This is a genomic window from Halopenitus salinus, assembly GCF_042662125.1.
In the GTDB taxonomy this organism is placed as follows: domain Archaea; phylum Halobacteriota; class Halobacteria; order Halobacteriales; family Haloferacaceae; genus Halopenitus; species Halopenitus salinus.
On the sequence record NZ_JBHSXL010000006.1, the window covers coordinates 13018 to 32798 of the forward strand.

The window sequence follows — 19781 nt, forward strand, 5'->3', positions numbered from 1 at the left end:
GTATGATTGACGTATGACGAACATAAGCGTTCGCCCGGGAGGAAACCGATCGAACCGGATCGTTACTCGGTTTCGACTTCAGCGTCGTCTACGGCTTCGGTTTCGCTTCCGGATTCGGATCCGTCTCCCGCCTCCTCGTCGAGTTCGGCGTTCGAAGCGTCCGCCTCGGCGATCGCGTCTCGACCGGCCGCCAGCTCGCGGTCGATGTCGTCCTCGATCGCCGAGAGGGACTCGACGGTGAGGACGTTTCCGCCGCCGGGATCGACGACCATGACCTCCGATCCCTCCGGGATCGTCCCGTCGATCGACCGGGCCGAGTAGTGGGGGTTGAACCCGCCACCGGAGAGCTTCACCTCCCCTGCGGTCTCCGTCACCGTCTCCGTGACGCGACCGGTCGTCCCGATCAACGAACCGCTGTCGCGGGTCTGTTGTTGTCCCTTCCCCCCGTAGAGGTCGAGTTCGCGGTAGCCGTAGAAGGCGATCGCGCCGAAGAACAGCGCGACCAACGCGAGCGCGAAGGGGCTGGCGAGGGGGGAAAAGACGAGGCCGACGAGTCCGGCGCCAAGGAGCGCGATCCCGACGACGATGAAGTTGGCGCCGGGGGCTATCGCCTCCGCGACCGAGAGGGCGAGTCCGAGGGCCAACAGCAAAATCGGCAGCGCCTCGGGCGTGAGGAGCTCCGCCTGGAACAGCAACTCCATACTCGAGGTAGGGGCTCCAGGGGATTAAGTGGTTTCACGGAGTTTCCGGCGATTCCGCGGCGGTTTCGACGGGGAATTCCCCTCAAAAGGCGGTCACGACGACCGCGACGGCGAGAACGACCCCGAGCGCGACGAACGTCGCGTGGACCGGGTCGATGGATTCGGGCTCGATCGGTCCCGGGCCGGGACTCGTCTCCTCGACGATCCCGTCGGGGCCGACCTCCTCGATGCTGAACCGCCACTCGGACCCCTCGTCGGCGTCGTCCTCCTCGTCCGCCCGCGCGTGACCGCGACCGCGATCTCCCCGAGTCATGGGTGAGATCTGGGTGGGGATGGGTAAATGGCTGGTGGGTGACTCGCCGCGATCGAACTCGAACGGGGTCGCTCGACGGTTCCGGACGGCGTCAGTTAACGGTCGAGCGGGGACGGTTAACGGTAGAGCGGGGACGGTTAACGGTAGAGCGGGGACGGTTGACGGTCGAGGGGATCCGGACGGCCTCAGCGATCGCCGGAGCGCTGCCGGACGTCACCCTCGTATATCACGCCGCGCTCGCCGTCGATGGTCGCGACCTCTCCGTCGTCGATCCACGAGGGGAGGGTGACGCCCGAGACCATCGGGACGCCGAGCTCGCGGGCGATGACCGCCGGGTAGCCGGTCATGCCCGGACGCGCGCCGATGATCCCCGATATCCGGGAGAGATCCCCCGTGAATTCGCCGTCGAACTCCTCGGAGAGTACGACGATCGAGTCCCGCTCGAGGACGGAGAGATCGCCGTCCGGGATCCGAACGAGAGGGGCGGTCGTTCGACCGCTCACGACCGACTTGCCGGCCGCGATCGTCTCGGCTGCGACGTGAACCTTCAGCGTGTTCGCCGTGTCGGTCCCATCGAGTCCGGACATCATCCCCAACAGGACGACGACCGTGTCGCCCGACTCGGCGGCACCGACGTCGATCGCCGCCTCGACGGCGTTGTCGAGGACGTGTTCGATGTCGGTGGCGTAATCGGCGTACTCGGGCTGGACGCCCCACGAGATGGCGAGCTGGCGACGGACGCGGTCCGTCGGCGTGGTCGCAACCACCGGCACTCCGGGGCGGAACATGGCCGTCTTCCGGGCGGTGTATCCGGATTCCGAGACCGCGACGACCGCGGAGGCCCCCACGTCGCGGGCGAGATAGCGCGCCGAGCGAGCGAGCGCCTCCGTCCGGGACTCGTCGTCGGCGGTCGGGACCCGCTGTTCTCTGGTCTCCGCGTACTCGTCGCTCGATTCGATCTCCCGGACGATCCGGTCCATCGTCTCGACGACGCGAACCGGGTGGTCGCCGATCGCCGTCTCGCCGGAGAGCATCACGGCGTCGGTCCCGTCGAGGACGGCGTTCGCGACGTCCGACGCCTCCGCCCTGGTCGGACGACGCGATCGGATCATCGAATCGAGCATCTCCGTCGCGGTGATGACGGGGACGCCGGCATCGACGCAGGTCCGGATGATCCGCTTTTGGATGACGGGAACGTCCTCGAGCGGACACTCCACGCCGAGGTCGCCGCGGGCGACCATCACGCCGTCGGCGGCGTCGACGATCCCGGCGAGGTTGTCGACGGCGCCAGCGCGTTCGATCTTCGCGACGACCGGGATGTCGCCGCCGCCGTACTCGTCGAGGCGGTCCGTGATGGTGTAGACGTCCGCCGCATCCCGAACGAACGACGCCGCGACGAAGTCCGCGTTCTCCTCGGCGGCCAGCCGCAGCTCGCGCTCGTCGCTCGGCGTGACGAGGTCGACGTCGATGGCGACGCCGGGGAGGTTGACGCCCTTCCGGGAGGCCAGCTCGCCGCCGGAGTCGATGCGCGCGGTGACGGTTCCGTCCTGGACGTCCTCGACCGTGGCCTCGATCCGGCCGTCGTCGAGAAGCACCGTGTCGCCGGGTCCGGCGGCGGCGATGGAGTGGGTGAGCCCGACCGCCTCCGGCGTCGCGGTGTCACCCTCCAGAAACCGGACCACGGAACCGGTCTCGAGGTGGATCGGCTCGTCCGTCTCCGCGGTCCGGACCTCCGGCCCCTGGAGGTCGACCATGACGGCGAGCGGCGAGTCCGTCTCGTCGTCGACCGATCGAACGCGCTCGAGCACCGTCCGCCGGTGGTCGGTGGTCCCGTGGCTCGCGTTGAGCCGCGCGACCGACATGCCGGCCGCGGAGAGCGCCCGGATCGTCTCCGTGTCGTCCGACGCCGGGCCCAGCGTGCAGACGATCTTCGCGTTTCGCATACCACGGCGTTGTCGGGACGGGTGAAAAAGCCTCTCAACGATCGGCGGTCCGCGGCCGTCGAACGACGATCGCGTCGTGTGGACCGGGGTCCTACTGCGGGTGGATCGAGGTTCTACCGCGGGCGGGCCGGAATCTACCGCACCGTCTCGCCCGGCTTCGCGTCCCCGTGGGTCGCGAGGAGGTCCGCCTCCTCGCCGGCGGCGAGGACCATCCCGTTCGACTCGACGCCGAACAGCTCCGCGCGCTCGAGGTTGGCCAGGACGATCACGGTCCGTCCCTCGATCTCCTCGAGGTCGTGGAGCTGTTTGATCCCGGCGACGATCTGGCGGGTCTCGACGCCGATGTCGACCTCCAGGCGGGCGAGCTTGTCTGCGCCCTCGATCCCCTCCGCCGAGAGGATCCGCCCGACGCGGAGGTCGAGAGCCTCGAACTCCTCGAAGCTGATCCGGTCCTCGGCGAGCGGCTCGAGATCGACGCTCACGTCGTCCTCTTCGGACCCTTCGTCCGCCGACACGTTCTCATCATCGTCCGTCTCCGTGCCTTCGTCCGTTGCGGCCGCGACCCGTTCCTCGAGCTTCGCGTTCAGCTCCTCGACGCGCTCTTCGGGGATCTTCTCGAAGAGTTCCGCGGGCTCGTCGAACGATCCGGCGGGCGGTTCCGTCGCCGCCTCGACGGTGACGTCGTGGATCGAACCGTCCTCGCCGAGCTGGCTCCAGAGTCGCTCGCACTTTTCGGGGGCGATGGGCTCGAAGAGGACGGCGATCGCCTTGGCGATCTGCACGCAGTCGTAGATGACCTGTGCGGCCGCCTCCGGCTCGTCGTCGACGAGCGCCCACGGCTCGTTGCGCTGGATGTACTCGTTTCCGAAGCCCGCGAGGCGGGTGACGGCGTCGCCCAGATCGCGGATCGAGTAGTCGTTGACCGCCGCCGTGACGTCGGCAACCGCCTCGTCGATCGCCGTCTCGACCTCCTCGCTCGGCTCGTCGACGTCGGCCGGCGCGCCGTCGTAGTTTCGGTGGGCGAAGAGCAGCGAGCGGTAGAGGAAGTTGCCGATCGTGCCCACCAGCTCGTTGTTCACGCGCTCGCGGAACCGCTCCCACGAGAAGTCGACGTCCTGCTGGAAGCCGCCGTTCGTGGCGAGATAGTAGCGCAGCAGGTCCGGGTGGAACCCCTCCTCGAGGTACTCGTCGGCCCAGACCGCCCGGTCGCGGCTGGTCGAGAAGCCCTTCCCGCCGAGGGTGACGAACCCGGAGGCCATCACCGCGCGCGGCTCGACGTGGTCGCTCGCGTGCAGCATCGCCGGCCAGAAGATCGTGTGGTGTTGGATGATGTCGCGGCCGATCACGTGGACGATCTGGCCGCCGTCGTGGTCGGCGTCGTCCCGCCAGGCGGCCTCCCAGTCGAAGACGTCGGCGCCCGCGCGCTCCGTGTACTGTTTCGTCGAGGCGATGTACTCGATCGGGGCGTCGACCCAGACGTAGAGGACGAGGTCGTCACCCTCGCCGGCGTCCCCGCCCTCGTCGGCGTCGGGGTAGTCGATCCCCCAGTCCATGTCCCGGGTGATACACCAGTCCTGCAGCCCCTGTTCGATCCACTCGCGGGGCTGGTTGCGCGCGTTCGAGGTTCCCTCGAGCCGGTCGAGGAACGCGGAGAGGTAGTCGGCGAACTCCGAGACCTCGAAGAACTTGTGGGTGCGCTCGCGGTACTCGGCGGGGTTGCCCGAGATGGTGGAGACCGGGTCCTCGATCTCGCCGGGCTCGAGGTGGCGTTGACACCCCTCGTCGCACTCGTCGCCCCGGGCGTGAGCCCCGCAGTAGGGACAGATCCCCTCGACGTATCGGTCGGGGAGGTACTGGTCGTCGATCGGGTCGTAGGCGACCATGATCTCCTTTTCGTAGACGTGGCCGCGCTCGTCGAGGGTCCGGACGAGTTCGCGGGTGAGCTCGGTGTTCGTCCCGTCGTGGGTGTGGCCGTAGTTGTCGAACTCGACGTTGAACTTCGGGAACGTCTCGGCGTACCGTTCGTGCCACTCGAGGGCGAAGTCCTCGGGGGAGACGCCCTCGCGTTCGGCGTTGACGGCGACGGGCGTGCCGTGCATGTCCGAGCCGCTCACGAACGCCGTCTGCTGGCCGAGTCGTTCGAGTGCGCGGGCGTAGACGTCGCCGCCCACGTAGGTGCGGAGGTGGCCGACGTGCAGGTCGCCGTTGGCGTAGGGCAACCCGCAGGTCACCACCGCGGGGTCGTCCGTCGGGAAGTCTTCGTGGCTCATGGTGGTCCTCGTCGTCGCTCGTGAGCGTATCCGGGAATCGCGGCCTAAAGCCCGCCGATCCGTCCCGCCCGGGTTTTTAACACCCACCGACGCCGGGCGTCCGACACCGGACGTTCGACGCCGGTGTCCAACCGCGAACGTTCGACGCCGAACGTCCGACGCGCGGCAGCCGCGCACGAATCCCTAAGTACCACCGGCCCGTGGCGTCGATCATGTGGTCGCCCCGGAATCACCGGGAACGAACGACGGTGGTGTGTATCGCCTGCGGCGACGCGATCCTCCGATCCGAGGCCCGCGAGTACGACAAGGAGGGCGATCGCTTCGACCGCCGCGGAAAGGAGTTCGAGCATCTCTGCCGGGAGTGCCACGACGATCTGTGCCACCAGCCGCGCGGCGATCTCGAGTCGCTTCTGTGTGCGATCGGCGCCGGCGAGCTCGACCGCTCGACGTTCCTCGAGCGGTACGCCGCGGCCGCCGAGTCGGGAGGGACCGGATCGAACGACGCGGGAGGGTTCGATCGGCCGGACGGCGATCGGCTGGACGGGGAGCGACTGGATGGCGATCGGTTGGACGGCGATCGATCGGACCCCGATCGACTGGACGGCGATCGGCCGGACCTCGATCGTCGAGACGATCGCGATCGCGGGCGGTGACCGGCCTCGGCGTCCGCGAACCGCACCGATACGTCCGCGATCGCGTCCGTACGCCGGTCGTCCCGCGACCCCGACACGCCTTTCTACCCGACACGCATTGTCCCCGACATGTCAAGCGACGCGCGATCCGAGTCGGACACCGGCGACGACCAGGGGCCGGTTCGGGTCACGGAGGCGGTGGCCGACCAGCTGGCCGAGAAACGCGAGGAGCTCTTCGAGGAGTTCGAGATCCGCGACGAGTTCCCCCGGGAGGTGCTCGCGGAGGCCGAGGCCCGAACGGAGGGCGTCGAGGCCGAGATCGAGGAGGCGGTCGAGGAGCGTCGGGACCTCCGGGATCTGACGACCTGGACCACCGACCCGATCGACGCCCAGGACTTCGACGACGCCATCTCGATCGAACGCGAGGAGGACGCCTACCGGCTGTGGGTCCACATCGCCGACGTCACCCACTACGTGAACCCGGAGACGTCGATGTGGGAGGAGGCGGTGAAACGGTGCAACACGGTCTATCTGCCCGCCTATACGGTCCACATGCTGCCGCCGACCCTCGCCGAGACGGTCTGTTCGCTCGTCCCGAACGAGGACCGGCTCGCACACACCGTCGAGATGGAGATCGACGACGAGACGCTCTCCTTCGAGGACATCGATATCTACAAGTCGGTCATCAACTCGAACGAGCGGCTCACCTACACGCAGTGTGAGAACCGCCTCGAGGACGAGGACGCGCCGTTGCACGACGAGAACGCGCTCGCGTTCGAGCTGGCCGACCGGATGCACGAACAGCGCAAGGCGGACGGCTCGCTCGTGTTGAACCCCCGCCGCGACCGCGCGCACACGATCATCGAGGAGTCGATGCTGAAGGCCAACAAGGCCGTCACGCACACGCTCATGTGGGACCGCGGCGTCGAGGCGATGTACCGCGTCCACCCGCAGCCGACGCCGGACCAGTGGAACGACGCGCTCCGGGAGATCCAGGAGCTCGAGTCCGTCTCGATCCCCGGCTCCTCGTGGGACGACCCCCGGAAGGCGGTCAACGCCGCGCTCGAACAGTCGCCGGATCGACAGCTCAACAAGATCCAGCGGGCCGTCCTCAAGGTGATGCCGCGCGCGAAGTACATGAACGACCCCTTCGGGGGCCACCACGCGCTCAACTTCGACATCTACGGCCACTTCACCTCGCCCATCCGCCGGCTCTCGGACCTGATCAACCACTGGATCGTACACACGAACGACGTTCCGGAGAACCTGATCGAGCTCTGTGATCGCGCCTCGGACAAACAGAAGGATGGCGAGACGGCCGAGCGCCTCTACAAGCAGTTCATCCAGGAGCTCGGGATCGACGCCTACGCGGTGAACAACCGCGGACTCGAGGTCGTCGAGGACGCGGAGGACGCCGACTACGACGTCTGAGGCGGTCGGGAGACCGGACGTCGATCGCGGGCACTCGATCCCGGGGGTACCGGGGACGTCGATCACGGAGGTGTCCCGGACACCCGTCCACGTCCGTCGTGACCGGGTGACGCACGAATATACTCGTGGGCAGGTATTATGGGCTCGCGAGTGGACGCTCCGACATGGAGCTCACTCGACGAACGATCGCGAAGGTGCTCGCGGTCGTGTTCGTGTTCAACCTCGTCGTGATGGGTGCCGGGGCGTTCTACTCGGCCCAGCAGGTGCCGCCGATCCCCCAGGAGGTCGTCGGTCCGGACGGGGACGTGATCGTCACCGACACCCAGGTTCGCGACGGCAAGATCGCCTTCCAGAAGAACGGGCTGATGAACCACGGCTCGATCCTCGGAAACGGGGCCTACTTCGGACCGGACTACACGGCGGATACCCTGGATCTGAAGGTCGAGTACATGCGGGAGTACTACGCCGAGGAGCGTTACGGGGAGTCCTACGGGTCCCTCGACGGACCCGACCAGTCGGCCGTCGACCGGATGGTGCGCGACGACCTCGGCGGGACCATCACGGAGGGCCAGGAGACGATCGAGTACTCCACGGCGGAGGCGTACGCCCACGAACAGGTCACGGAGACCTACGTCGATCGGTACCACGGCGGCGATCTCGATCGCGGCGTTCCCGCCGAGTTCATCGGCTCCGAGGAGGAGGCACGCGAGTTCGCCGACTTCGCGCTTTGGACGGCGTGGATCTCCCACACCGACCGACCCGGAAGCGACCACAGCTTCACGAACGACTGGCCGTACAACCCCGACGCCGGGAACGTTCCCACCGGGGCCACGATGATCTGGAGCGTGATCAGCATGGTCCTGCTCGTCGGCGCCGTCGGGATCGGCGTCTGGCTGTACAAGTCGGTCACGCTCCCGGAGCCGGAGGTGACCGGCATCGAGATCCCGCCGCCGGACGAGATCAACCTCTCGCCGAGCCAGCGCGCGGCGACGCGATTCATCCCGCTCGCGGGCGCGCTCTTTGCGGTACAGGTCCTCCTCGGCGGGCTGCTCGCCCACTACTACGTCGAACGGCACGCCTTCTTCGGCGTCGAGGAGGTGTTCGGCGTCGGGATCGTCGAGGCGTTCCCGTTCGCGCTGGCCAAGACGTTCCACCTCGATCTCGGCATCCTGTGGATCGCCTCGCTGTGGCTCGGCGCGGGGCTGTTCCTCCCGCCGCTTTTGACCGGCCACGAGCCGGACCGCCAGCGGACCTACGTCCACGTCCTGTTGGGCGCGCTGATCGTGGCCGCCGTCGGCGGGCTCTCCGGGGTCTGGCTCGGCGCGCAGGGGTACATCGACGGCGACCTCTGGTGGATCATCGGCAACGAGGGGCTCGAGTACCTCGAGGTCGGCCGCCTCTGGCAGGTCGGCCTCCTCGTCGGGTTCGTGTTGTGGACCGGGCTCGTCTGGCGCGGGTTCAAGCCGCTTCTCGATCGCGAGTCGCCCTACGGGCTCGCACACATGATCATCTACGCGGGCGGATCGATCGGCCTGCTGTTCACCGCCGGGTTCTTCTACACGCCGGAGACCAACATCGTGATGACGGAGTTCTGGCGGTGGTGGGTCGTCCACATGTGGGTCGAGGGCGCCTTCGAGTTCTTCATCGTCGCCATCGTCGGGCTCACGCTCGTGAGCATGGGCCTGTTGCGCAAGCGTTCCGCCGAGAAGGCGGTCGCCTTCCAGGCGCTTTTCGTGATGGGCTCCGGCGTCATCGGCGCCTCCCACCACTACTGGTGGGTCGGCCAGCCCGACGTGTGGCTCCCGCTCGGAACCGTCTTTTCGACCCTCGAGCTCATCCCGCTCATCCTCATCCTCTTCGAGGCGATGGGCCAGTACCGCGCGCTCGCGACGAGCGGCGAGTCGTTCCCGTACACGCTGCCGTTCATGTTCATCATCGCGAGCGGCTTCTGGAACTTCCTGGGCGCCGGCGTGCTCGGCTTCTTCATCAACCTCCCGCTCATCAACTACTACGAACACGGCACGTACCTGACAGTCGGCCACGCCCACGCCGCCATGTTCGGCGCGTTCGGCTTCCTCGCGCTGGGGATGGCGACCTACATGCTGCGGATCGCGACGCGGCCTGCCGACTGGACCGAACGTCACCTCCGGTGGGCCTTCTGGCTGTGGAACGTGGGACTCGCCGTGATGGTGTTCGTCTCCGTGCTCCCGGTCGGGTTCCTCCAGCTCGAGGTGGCGTTCACCGAGGGCTACGCCGCCGCGCGAAGCCTCGCGTTCTACAACCGCGATCTGGTCCAGGCGCTGTTCTGGGCGCGCCTGCCCGGCGACACGCTCATCATCCTCGGCACGTTCGTGTTCCTCTACGACATGGTGAAAAAGCGCTTCACCCTCCGTCCGGTCTCGCGACCGACGACCGGATCCGGCACGATCCCCGAGCGGATGATCGACGAGGACGAGGAGCCGGCGGCGCTCGACGACGACTGAGGCGGCCCACCGTCGGGGATCCCGATCGATCCCGTTTTCCTCCGTCTCACGCGCGCATGAGGACGTCGAGGTGATGGGCGATCATCGAACACTCGCCGCGCTCGACCTGCGTCCGTCTGGCCTCGACCCACCGCTTTCGGTCTGCGGGATCGAGGACGTCCGCGGGGAAGTCGGCGAGCGCACCGTCGATCGTTTCGAGGAGTCCGCGAAGAAAGGTCGCCTCCATCGCCGGGTACTCGCCATTCGTCCCACCACTCGGGTCGCCGCGTCCGTTCTCCCCCACGGTCATGGGTCGAACGACCCAGTCCGCCCCGCCCGCGTCGAGCACCTCGTAGTCGAACGCCGGCGCGGCCGCGAGGAGATCCAGACCGGCTCGGCTGCTTCCGGGTTGCTCGCGCACCTCGTCCATGTGTCGGTGGTAGAGCCGCTCGATTCGGTCGTCGAGCGGGTGAGCCGGGGCGAAGCCCGTGGCGCCGGCGTAGGTGCAGGGCGCATACAGGAGCCCGCCGTCGGCGAGCAGCGACCGGATCCGTGGGAGGACACACTCCAGATCCACGAGGTCGAGAAGCGCCGACGCGATGACCGCGTCCGCCTCGGCCGAGACCTCACGGAGGTCGGCCACCTCGAGCGAGATCTCGAGCCGGTCGGGATCCCCGGTTCGTTCGGCGGTCGTCGCCACGAACCGGTCGCCGCGCCGGGTGGTCGCGTCACGCTGGGCAGCCGCGTCCTCCCGGAAGGCCGTGTCATCCCGCGTGATCTCGTAGCCTCGATCCATGAGATGGCGGGGGACCCGATCCCGAGCGACGGCGATCACGTCGGGATCGACGTCGACGGCCCGGTAGCGAACGGAGTCGGGGGTGCCGTCCCAGGCGGCGAACCTGGAGATCATCGATCCGACGCCTGCGCCGAGTTCGAGGACGCGAACCGGGCCGTCGGACCGGTCCGCACGCTCGCGCAGGGCGGCGAGGAACCGATCCCGAATGCGGCGATTCACCGCCCGGTCGTCGACGGTGGTCTTCGCCTCGAGGAATTCGGACTTCGAGGTCACGGGTCGATCGCTCCCTCCACACCTCGGGACGGAGCCCCGTGGGGCTCGATCCGGACGTCGGGGACCGCGTGGGGATCTGGTACAGCAGCGGACCCCCGACCGTCGACGTTCTCGGTCGCCAACGCGCCGCAAAACGAGCGGAGCGACTCCGTCACGGCGTCCCACCCGGGTTGGCGGTCGGCGGTCGCGAGGGCGCCGCGGGCGATCTTCGCGAGCAGGTTCCGGTCGGTCGCGAGCCGCGAGAGACGGTCGGCGAGCGCGGCCGGATCGCCGGGGTCGATCACCAGTCCGTTCACGCCGTCCGCGAGGAACTCGCTCGCGCCGCCGACGGAGCCGGCGACGGGAACGGCCCCGCGCTCCATCGCCTCGAGGTGCGCCATGCCGAAGGCCTCATACTGTGACGGGACACAGCAGACGTGCGCCGACTCGAGTTTCCGCACCAGGACGTCGGTCGGAACGGTTCCGAGGAACTCGACGCGATCGCCGATCCCGAGCGCGTGGGTCCGGGAGAGAGCGTCGTCAGCGTACCCCGGATCCGCCGTTCGATCACCGATCACGGTCAACCGCCAGTCGACCGGGGCGTCGCGCGTCTCCTCCAGTTCGTTGTCCCTAGCACCCGTCTCGTGCTGCTCGCCCCGCGAGGGCCCGATCCGTGCGAGCGCCTCGAGGAGCGTTCGCAGGTCCTTGCGTGGCACGACGGAGCCGACGTAGACGACGCGGAAGGGATCGCCGGCCGTGCGGTCGGCCAACGTGTCCGGAGGGACTGCCGCGGCCTCCGCGCGGCCGGCGGGGTGGGCGACGAGCGACGGACGGGGATCAGGCGACGAACAAGACCCGAGCGACGGACGGGGCCCGAGCGCAGGACAGCAAGTGCGGGCGCGCCGTTCGGTGAACGCGCTGGTTGCGACGACGCCGTCGAGCGAGTCGAGAAACCGCCGTTCGACGGGACGGATCAGCGAGCGGAATCGCTCCGTCGGATCGTCCGAACGGAGGTGGTGGAGCAGCCCGACCACGGCGTCCGGTCCCTCGATCCGACGGTTATGTCGCCACAGGGCGGGGTGACACAGTCCGTCCTCCAGAAGTACGTCGACGTCCCGGTCGAGTCGCGAGCGGAGGCGAGGCGAGTAGGCCGTCGCGACGGCGGCCGGATACCGGCGCCACGGGAGCGCGATCACCTCGACCGTGTCGCCGCGCTCACGCAGGCGCGAGACGATCTCGCGATCGTAGCGGAATCCGCCGGATGACCCCTCGAGTCCCTCGTAGACCACGAGAGCGAACGAGAGGGAGCCCGCGATTGAGGGGCCCGACGTCCGGCCGGTCGATCGGGAGCTGTCGGTCCGTATCCGTGAGGGCGACGTGCCGTCGGTTCCGGGATCGCTACCTGCGTCCATGATGGTGGTCGGTGAGGGTCCCGCGGCTTACGGTTCCGCGTCGGAGCCGAGCGAGCGTCGGTGTGTGACGGCGGCGACATCGTCCTCGCGAACGCGAACCGACAGCTCCGTGGCGGTCTCCGGGACGATCCGATCGAGGAGCCGGTCCCCGACGATCCGCGCGAGGTGTTCGACGCTCGGGTTGCGCCCCGCGAAGGCTTCGAGGTCGTTGAGCGTCCGGTCGGCGAATTCCTCCGCGATGGCCTCGAGGGCGGACGCCAGGGCGTCGATGTCCACGAGGTAGCCGTACTCGCCGAGTTCGGGGCCACGAAAGGTCGCCTCGACCGTGTAGCGATGCGAGTGGAGCGTCCCCTCCGGACCCGGGTCGGGGACGATCAGGTAGTGTTGGGCGATGAACTCGCGGGAGAGTGACACCGAATACACAGGATCACCACGGCGGCGTCGCACATAAAACCGGGTCCCGAGCGGGATCCGAACGAGGAACCGCGAGCAAACATCGATCGGTCCCTAGAACGTCGACGCCGATCAGCCCAGTCGACCGGAGACGACGAGCCAGTCGCGCAGGAAGTGGCCGAGGAACGGAATCGCCACGAACGCGGTGACGACGCGAGCGTGCTCGGGAGCGACGGCCGGAAGGAGCGCGATCCAGACGGCGAGCATGGCCGCCCCCGCCAGCACGCGGCGGATCGGCCGGTCGTCGAGCTCGTGGAGCGCGAGTCCGCGCCGGGAGCGGAAGTGCATTCCGGCGACGAACAGGTAGCGAGCGGCGCCGACGGCGATGAAGGCGGCCGGTGCGGCGCCGTAGCGAACCGCGAGGGCAGAAGCGAGGAGGATCCCGAGCGCGTCCGCCTCCGTGTCGAGTCGGGCGCCGAGCGCGGTGACCGAGTCGGTCGCACGCGCGAGCGCGCCATCGATAACGTCGAGAGCGGCGACGGTCCCGTAGAGCGTCGCCGGGAGCCATCCGTTGGAGCCGACCGTCGGGTCAGCGACGAGCGATACCGCCAGCACGCCGGCGAGCGGAACCAGCGTGCCCGCACGGATCGCGGTCACCAGGGTGGCGGCGGTGGCGGGCTGCGGTCCGGCCTCCGATCGGGCGACGACGAGCGAGCGGCGGCCGATCGCCGCGGCCGCGACGAGCGCCAGGCTCGTTCCGAGGAGAAACGCGAGGCCGGAACGACCCGACCCCACGGGAACCCCCGAACGGATCGGGTCGAGTGACGCCCCGGAACGAGCCGGCTCGAAGGGGACATCGAGGAGCGAGAGGGCGACGATCGAGACTGCCACCGCGAGAACGAGGTGGACGGCGGCGACGGCCCGGAGACGCCGACGACGCCGGCGGGATGCGGATGCGCTCGAGGTCACGCTACCGCTCCCGACGATGGAGGACGACGAGAACGCCGATCAACGCGACCTGAACGAGCTTGTCGAGCAGGTGGACGGCGGGGACGTCGGAGAGCCCGGCCGGACGGTTGAACACGTACCAGAGGACGATCTGAATCCCGACGAAGGGGATCCCGACGAGATACAGCAGGCGGCGACGGTAGCCCATCGCGAGCAGGTAGACCGCGCCGAGGAACCCGCCGGTGGCCAGCAGGAACGCGACCCCCATCGGGTGCGGCAGGAAGCCGACGCCCAACACGAGGTGAACGAGCGCGCTCGAGAGCGCGAGGACGATCCCGAAGCGGGCCAGCGGCGAGAGCGAGTCGAGATCGAAGCGGTCGGCCATCCGAGCCATACGGGTCCTACGGACGAGACCGATAAATCGTTTGTCACGGTCTTTCGTCCGCGATCCTGTCCGGGCCGGTCGAACGGCCGCGACGCTGTCCGGGGCGGTCGAACGGACGGAGCGAACTCACGTGTGGTCCAAAAGCACCTGCAACGCCCGGTCCGGGCTGGTGTCGAGGAGATCGTAGGCCGCCGGCGCCCGTCCGATCGGCATCCGATGCGTGACGACCGTCTCGGGGTCGAACCGTTCGAGGCGGTCCACGGCGACCTCACGACGGCGGGACCGGTCCCACCGTCCCCGCAGCTCCGGATGGATGGTGCTCACCTGGCTCGAGACGACCTCGATCCGGTCGCGGTGGAACCGTCCGCCGAGATCGATCGGTGCGCGCTTGGTCCCGTACCAGGACCCGACGACGATCCGCGAGTCGTAGCCGACGGCGTCGATCGCGTCGTCGAGGGTGCCCGGCCGCCCCGAGACCTCGATCGCCAGATCCGCGTCCATCGACCCGGCCGCGAGGTCCTCCGGGGCGAGGGCATCGTCGGCTCCGAGTTCCTCGGCGGTCCGTCGACGGGCCTCGATCGGATCGACCACGACGAGCCGTTCCAGCGGAAACCCCGCGAGGACGTGGGCCACACAGAGCCCGATGACGCCGGCTCCGAGGACGACGACGCGCTCGCCGACGCGCGGGCGGGCGTCCAACGCGAGGTTCGTGGCGGTCTCCATCGAGGGCAGGAGCGCGCCGGCCTCCGAGGACATCCCGTCGGGGAGCGCGACGACGTCCGTCGCCGGGATCGAAAAACGGGTCTGGTGGGGATGGAACGCGAAGACGGACTCGCCGAGCCACTCCTCGTCCATCCCGCTCCCGACCGCGGCGACCGTTCCGACCGTCGCGTAGCCGTACCGCATCGGGTACTCGAAGCTCCCGTCGAACGCGTCGAGGGTCTCGTCGACGGACATCTCCGGCGTCTCGTCGCGATAGACGAGCAGTTCCGTGCCGCTGCTTATCGCGGACAGTTCGCCCTCAACGAGGAGCTCCTGGGGTCCCGGTTCGGAAACGTCGACCGACCGGACATCGACCGTTCGTTCGTCGACGAAGTAGACGGCACGGTCGGTCATCGTGTGCCGTTCATCGGTCGGCGGTCGACGTCGACTCCGGCCGGACGAACGCGATCGTCGCCTCCGGCCGGTCGGGGACGGAAACGACCGGCCGGTCGCACCGAGCGAAGCTGCGTCCGTCGAAACCGACCCGCGGCATGGGTGGGGAGCATGAACGTAGATGGGACCACGGCGGTATAATTGATGTGGACGTCGAAGCATTGATGTCGGCTACCGGAGTATCGACGCGGTGATGATCCGGGAACGGGCGAGACGAACCCACGATCGGGTTCGCGAGGAATTGGAGTCGGCGTTCCTCGAGGACCACACGCCCCGCGAGATCGCCGTGAGCTTCAGCCTCGGCGTCTTCATCACGGCCCTGCCGACGCTCGGATTCGGAGTCGCGGTGTTCCTCGTTCTCGCGTACCTGTTCAAACAGCTGAGCAAGATCGCGCTCTTCGCGTCCGTGATCGTTCTCAATCCGGCGGTGAAGTGGGGCGTCTACGGCACGAGCTACTGGCTCGGAACCCGCCTGCTCGCGCCCGTCCCCGAGGAGGCGATGGAGGCGTTCACGCCCGTCGCCGGCACGGAACACCTGCTTCGACTGTGGGCCGGGAATCTGCTTTTGGCGATCGTCTTCGCCGTCGTGGCCTACGTGCTCGCGTTCCGGCTCGTGATCGAGTTCCGGGAACGGAACCCGGACCTCGACGCGCTCCCGGTCGATCTCGACGGCGAGTGACTGACGACCGCATCGATGGCGAATGATCGGCGATGGCGTCGACGGCGAGTGGTCCACGACCGCGTCGACGAAAGAACCGGCAACCACAGACGCAAAGACCTCTCGCGTCGATCCTGAAGGTGAGGACATGGATCCGAGGACCACCACCGAGACGAACCGGCTGTCCCGGCGCGTCGGCGACGTCGAACCCCAGCAGATCCGCGTGATGTTCGAGCTCGCGGAGCGGCAAGGCGGCGATCTCGTCCACCTCGAGTTCGGCGAACCCGACTTCGACACGCCCGAACACGTCGTGGAGGCCGCGACCGAGGCCGCGAAGGACGGCCGGACGAAATACACCTCGAACGCCGGAATACCGGAGCTTCGCGCGGCGATCGCGGCGCGCCTGTCGTCGGAGCCGGGTCCGGACATCGACCCCGACTCGGAGGTCGTCGTCACCACCGGCGGCGTGGAGGCGCTCCACCTCGCGATCCAGGCGGTCGCGGATCCCGGCGAGGAGGTCGTGGTTCCCACTCCGGCCTGGCCGAACGTGATCGAACAGACGCGTCTGGCCGGCGCCGAGCCGGTCGAGGTCCCGATGCCCGCCTCCGAGGAGTTCGAGCCCGACCCGGAGGCCATCCGCGAGGCGATCGGCCCCGACACCGCGGCGGTCTCGATCACCTCGCCCTCCAACCCGACGGGCCGAACCATCTCCGAGGCCGGCATCGAGCGGATCGCGAAGACGGCCGCCGACAACGGCGCGTACGTCATCGCCGACGAGGTCTACCGCGAGTTGACCTACGGCGATCGACCCCGGCGGGCCGCGGCCGTGACCGACCACGACGAGTGGGTGCTGTCCGTGAACTCCCTGTCGAAGACCTACGCGATGACGGGCTGGCGCGTCGGCTGGCTCACGGGACCCGCCGACGTCGTCAACGTGCTCTCGACGATCCACGAGTACACGACGTCGTGTGTCAACACGCCCGCACAACATGCCGGCGTCGCCGCCCTCACCGGCCCACGCGAACCGGTCGAGCGCATGCGGGAGACGTTCCGCTCGCGTCGAGAGTACGTCCTCGATCGGATCGAGGCGATCCCGCACGTCTCAGCCGGACGACCGGAGGGGGGTTTCTACGTCTTCGTCGACGTGAGCGCTCTCGAGGGGTCGAGCCTGGAGATCGCGAAGCGACTCCTCGGCGACCACGGCGTGGTGACTGCGCCCGGGTCGGCCTTCGGCGAGGGCGGCGAGGGCTACCTACGGGTGAGCTTCGCGAACGACCGCGATCGGCTCGCGACCGGGTTCGATCGGTTCGAGTCGATGGTTCGATCGGAGCTCGGAGAGACGGAGCGTTCGGCATAACGAGACGGGTGATCGGCCGAGCGTTCGTCGGCGACGACGCGGACGGACCGTGACGTCCGCTAGGCGTAGTTGTGGTAGACGGTCTTGAGCTGTGTGTACTTCAGGAAGCCGTACTTGCCGTCCTCGCCGCCGAGGCCGGACTGGTTCCACCCGATGTGGTGGCCGTGCCAGGACTCGCCGAGGGTGCGGTTGATGTAGGTCTCCCCGAACTCGAGTTCCTCCGCGGCCCGCATGGCGACCTGGTAGTCGTCGGTGAAGAGGTACGCCGAGAGCCCGTATCGCGAGTCGTTGGCGTACTCGATGGCCTCGTCCAGCGAGTCGACCTCCATGATCGGGGTGACCGGCCCGAAGACCTCCCGTTGCATGATGTCCATCTCCTGGTCGACGCCGCCGACGACGGTGGGCTCGTACCAGTACCCGCTCTCGAACGCCCCGTCGTCGGGCGCGGATCCCCCGAGGAGGACCTCCGCACCCTGTTCGCGGGCGCGATCGACGGCGGCCGCGGTCTTTTCGAGCTCCCGCTCGCTCACCTGCGGCCCCATGTCGGGGTCGTCTTTCGGATCGCCGATGGTGACCTCACGTGCGGCCTCGACGTACTTCCGTTCGAACTCCTCGCGGACGTCCGAGTGGACGTAGACGCGCTCGGCGCAGGTACACACCTGTCCGGTATTCGTGATCCGGGCCGTGAGGACGTCCTCGACCGCCTCGTCGACGTCGGCGTCCTTCCAGACGATGGCGGGAGCCTTGCCGCCGAGTTCGAGCGAGACCTCCGTGAGGTTGTCGGCCGCTTGACGCATTATCTCCTTGCCGGTCTCGACGTTTCCGGTCATCGAGATCATGTCGACGTCCGACGACTGGACCAGCTGTGCGCCGGCCTCGCCCGCGCCGAAGACGAGGTTGAAGACCCCGTCCGGGAGGTCGACGTGCTCGTCGATGAGCTCGGTCAGCCGTAACGTCGCCACGGGCGTCAGCTCGCTCGGTTTGGCCACGAGCGCGTTGCCGGCGACGAGGGCGGGCGCGAACTTCCGAACGAACACCGCGATCGGATAGTTCCAGGGGATGATGCCCGCGACGACGCCGACCGGCTGTCGCTGGAGGTGGATGCTCTCGTCGCGAACGTCCCCCGGCAGGATGTCGCCCTCGATGCGACGGTCCCACTCGGCCATGTACTCCGCGAGGTCGGCGGAGGCCTCGATCTCGCCCTCCGCGACCGATCGGGGTTTGCCCTGCTCTTCGACGATCAGCTCCGCGAGTTCGTCCTTGTGGTCCAAAAGCACGTCCGCGACCTCGCGGACCAGCTCGCCGCGTTCCTTGGCCGGGCGTCGCCCCCACTCGGTCTGGGCCTCGTTTGCGGCCTCGACGGCCGCCGCGACCTCCTCGCTCGTCGCGGTCGGCAGTTCCGCGATGACCGCCTCGGAGGCGGGATCGCGAACGTCGACCTCGGAGCCGCCGGACGGCTCACGCCACTGCCCGTCGATGTAGTGACCGCCAGTGCGGTGGTAGGTGCCAGACATCATGCGGATGAGTCAGTCAGATTTTTATATATTTTACGACACCGACACCGGTTCGAGTTACACCGGAACCGATTCGACCCACACCGGAACTGGTTCGGGTTACTATTGAAGTATACGAGGTCCGTTCCCTCGAGTATGATCGACACGAAACGGCTCCTTGAACGGCTCTCGAGCGAGCGGGGAGCGGACTTCGATTTCGAGCCGAGCCCGTCGGAGTCGGCGATCCGCGAGGTCGTTCGGTCGCTGCAGGCAGAGGGGCTCTGTGGCCGTCGCGTCGTGGAACAGCGGCTCGGCCCCTACTTCCTCGCCAGCGATCGACACGGACAACGCGAGCTCGATCTCCTCGAGGAGATCGTCGAGGAGGAGTACGCCGACGTGGACGTCTGTGTCCGGACGCGGAGTTCCGAGTGTAGTCGGCTCCGTGGCGGGTGCCAGGGCGCACGGTAACCGTCAGTTGACACCGATCGGTGTGAGTCAACACCGACTACAAATTCGATACGCGAACGCTCCGCTCACGGATTCGTACTGCGTTCGGAAGTGGACTCGCGGGGTCCCCACGAGCGCAGCGAGTGGGGGCACGCGAGGGAACGAACGAAGTGAGTTCCCTCGCGGGGATGTGAACCGAAACCAGACGTGCTCGCTCCCGTCGGTCGCTGCGCGCGACTGGTAGGGTTCAAATCATCGCTCGACCATTCTGCTCCCTCGTAAAACTCGGTCGCTCCGATGGACTCGCGGGGATTTGAACCCCGGGCCTCTTCCTTGCGAAGGAAACGATCGACGCCGACATCGGCGCCGCTATCGACGGGTCAAAAAACGGAAGAACTGCGGCGCGAGTGCGCCCTAGCGCTTAGTCCTCGAGTACGATCTCGATGCTGACGTCGTTCGGAACCTGAATGCGCATGAGCTGGCGAAGCGCCCGCTCGTCCGCGTCGATGTCGATCAGACGCTTGTGAACGCGCATCTCCCAGTGTTCCCACGTCGCGGTCCCCTCTCCGTCGGGGGACTTGCGGGACGGGATCTCCAGCGTCTTCGTCGGCAGCGGGATCGGGCCCGACAGGGAGACCCCCGTCGAGTCCGCGATCTCGCGGACGTCGTCGCAGATGTCGTCGAGGTCCTCGGGGCGGGTACCGGCGAGGCGGACGCGTGCCTGCTGCATCGA

Annotated in this window: 18 protein-coding genes and 1 tRNA gene; 6 read left to right on the top strand and 13 right to left on the bottom strand. The window is 68.1% G+C overall.

Features of this window, described 5'->3' with window-relative positions; translation table 11 throughout:
• Window positions 1-62 precede the first annotated feature (62 nt).
• The 4 genes from ACFQE9_RS06250 to metG form a co-directional block, all read right to left on the bottom strand.
• Window positions 63-701, bottom strand: a complete 639-nt coding sequence (locus ACFQE9_RS06250; protein ID WP_379741961.1) for an NfeD family protein — start codon at window positions 699-701, stop codon at window positions 63-65.
• An 82-nt stretch (window positions 702-783) separates the two neighbouring features.
• Entirely contained in the window at window positions 784-1014 is a 231-nt protein-coding gene (locus ACFQE9_RS06255; protein WP_379741964.1) for a DUF7312 domain-containing protein, read from the bottom strand.
• A gap of 185 nt (window positions 1015-1199) precedes the next feature.
• Window positions 1200-2957: a pyruvate kinase gene (gene pyk, locus ACFQE9_RS06260; protein WP_379741967.1), complete on the bottom strand. Its 1758-nt coding sequence runs from the start codon at window positions 2955-2957 to the stop codon at window positions 1200-1202.
• Window positions 2958-3091: 134 nt separating this feature from the next.
• Window positions 3092-5227 (bottom strand): methionine--tRNA ligase, encoded by a 2136-nt coding sequence (metG, locus tag ACFQE9_RS06265; RefSeq protein ID WP_379741969.1) that lies wholly within the window; start codon window positions 5225-5227, stop codon window positions 3092-3094.
• 212 nt (window positions 5228-5439) lie between these two features.
• On the opposite strand from metG, the gene ACFQE9_RS06270 reads away from it, so the two are divergent.
• From ACFQE9_RS06270 to ACFQE9_RS06280, 3 genes are all read left to right on the top strand, one after another.
• The gene (locus tag ACFQE9_RS06270; protein WP_379741972.1) at window positions 5440-5880 is read left to right on the top strand and encodes a DUF7562 family protein; all 441 of its coding nucleotides are present in this window, start codon (window positions 5440-5442) and stop codon (window positions 5878-5880) included.
• A gap of 108 nt (window positions 5881-5988) precedes the next feature.
• Window positions 5989-7290: a ribonuclease catalytic domain-containing protein gene (locus tag ACFQE9_RS06275; protein ID WP_379741975.1), complete on the top strand. Its 1302-nt coding sequence runs from the start codon at window positions 5989-5991 to the stop codon at window positions 7288-7290.
• 164 nt (window positions 7291-7454) lie between these two features.
• Window positions 7455-9773 carry a nitric-oxide reductase large subunit gene (locus ACFQE9_RS06280; protein WP_379741978.1) on the top strand — a complete coding sequence of 773 codons (2319 nt, stop codon included), beginning with the start codon at window positions 7455-7457 and terminating at the stop codon, window positions 9771-9773.
• Between the two features lie 46 nt (window positions 9774-9819).
• Here the strand turns inward: ACFQE9_RS06280 and ACFQE9_RS06285 are convergent, their stop codons facing one another.
• From ACFQE9_RS06285 to ACFQE9_RS06310, 6 genes are all read right to left on the bottom strand, one after another.
• On the bottom strand, window positions 9820-10821 hold the full coding sequence (locus ACFQE9_RS06285) for a class I SAM-dependent methyltransferase (RefSeq protein WP_379741981.1): 1002 nt from the start codon (window positions 10819-10821) through the stop codon (window positions 9820-9822).
• Window positions 10818-12212 carry a glycosyltransferase family 4 protein gene (locus tag ACFQE9_RS06290; RefSeq protein ID WP_379741984.1) on the bottom strand — a complete coding sequence of 465 codons (1395 nt, stop codon included), beginning with the start codon at window positions 12210-12212 and terminating at the stop codon, window positions 10818-10820. The genes ACFQE9_RS06285 and ACFQE9_RS06290 overlap by 4 nt, the downstream gene beginning before the upstream one ends.
• A gap of 27 nt (window positions 12213-12239) precedes the next feature.
• Window positions 12240-12635: a 6-pyruvoyl trahydropterin synthase family protein gene (locus tag ACFQE9_RS06295; protein ID WP_379741987.1), complete on the bottom strand. Its 396-nt coding sequence runs from the start codon at window positions 12633-12635 to the stop codon at window positions 12240-12242.
• Between the two features lie 102 nt (window positions 12636-12737).
• Window positions 12738-13574 (bottom strand): CDP-alcohol phosphatidyltransferase family protein, encoded by an 837-nt coding sequence (locus ACFQE9_RS06300; protein WP_379741990.1) that lies wholly within the window; start codon window positions 13572-13574, stop codon window positions 12738-12740.
• Between the two features lies 1 nt (window position 13575).
• Window positions 13576-13947 carry a DUF7475 family protein gene (locus tag ACFQE9_RS06305; RefSeq protein WP_379741993.1) on the bottom strand — a complete coding sequence of 124 codons (372 nt, stop codon included), beginning with the start codon at window positions 13945-13947 and terminating at the stop codon, window positions 13576-13578.
• A gap of 117 nt (window positions 13948-14064) precedes the next feature.
• A complete protein-coding gene (locus ACFQE9_RS06310; protein WP_379741996.1) occupies window positions 14065-15054 on the bottom strand; it encodes a zinc-dependent alcohol dehydrogenase in 990 nt (329 codons plus the stop codon).
• 232 nt (window positions 15055-15286) lie between these two features.
• Between ACFQE9_RS06310 and ACFQE9_RS06315 the strand changes: the two genes are divergently transcribed.
• Window positions 15287-15772, top strand: a complete 486-nt coding sequence (locus ACFQE9_RS06315; protein WP_379741999.1) for a DUF2062 domain-containing protein — start codon at window positions 15287-15289, stop codon at window positions 15770-15772.
• A 127-nt stretch (window positions 15773-15899) separates the two neighbouring features.
• On the top strand, window positions 15900-17108 hold the full coding sequence (locus ACFQE9_RS06320; RefSeq protein WP_379742002.1) for a pyridoxal phosphate-dependent aminotransferase: 1209 nt from the start codon (window positions 15900-15902) through the stop codon (window positions 17106-17108).
• Between the two features lie 59 nt (window positions 17109-17167).
• Here the strand turns inward: ACFQE9_RS06320 and aldA are convergent, their stop codons facing one another.
• Entirely contained in the window at window positions 17168-18622 is a 1455-nt protein-coding gene (gene aldA, locus ACFQE9_RS06325) for an aldehyde dehydrogenase (protein ID WP_379742005.1), read from the bottom strand.
• Window positions 18623-18757: 135 nt separating this feature from the next.
• Here aldA and ACFQE9_RS06330 point away from each other — a divergent pair, with 135 nt between their 5' ends.
• Window positions 18758-19069 (top strand): hypothetical protein, encoded by a 312-nt coding sequence (locus ACFQE9_RS06330; protein WP_379742008.1) that lies wholly within the window; start codon window positions 18758-18760, stop codon window positions 19067-19069.
• Window positions 19070-19346: 277 nt separating this feature from the next.
• Here ACFQE9_RS06330 and ACFQE9_RS06335 read toward each other — a convergent pair.
• Both ACFQE9_RS06335 and rpsJ read right to left on the bottom strand, forming a co-directional pair.
• Window positions 19347-19431, bottom strand: a tRNA-Ala gene (locus ACFQE9_RS06335).
• A gap of 38 nt (window positions 19432-19469) precedes the next feature.
• Window positions 19470-19778 (bottom strand): 30S ribosomal protein S10, encoded by a 309-nt coding sequence (gene rpsJ, locus ACFQE9_RS06340; RefSeq protein WP_021073576.1) that lies wholly within the window; start codon window positions 19776-19778, stop codon window positions 19470-19472.
• Between the last annotated feature and the right edge of the window lie 3 nt (window positions 19779-19781).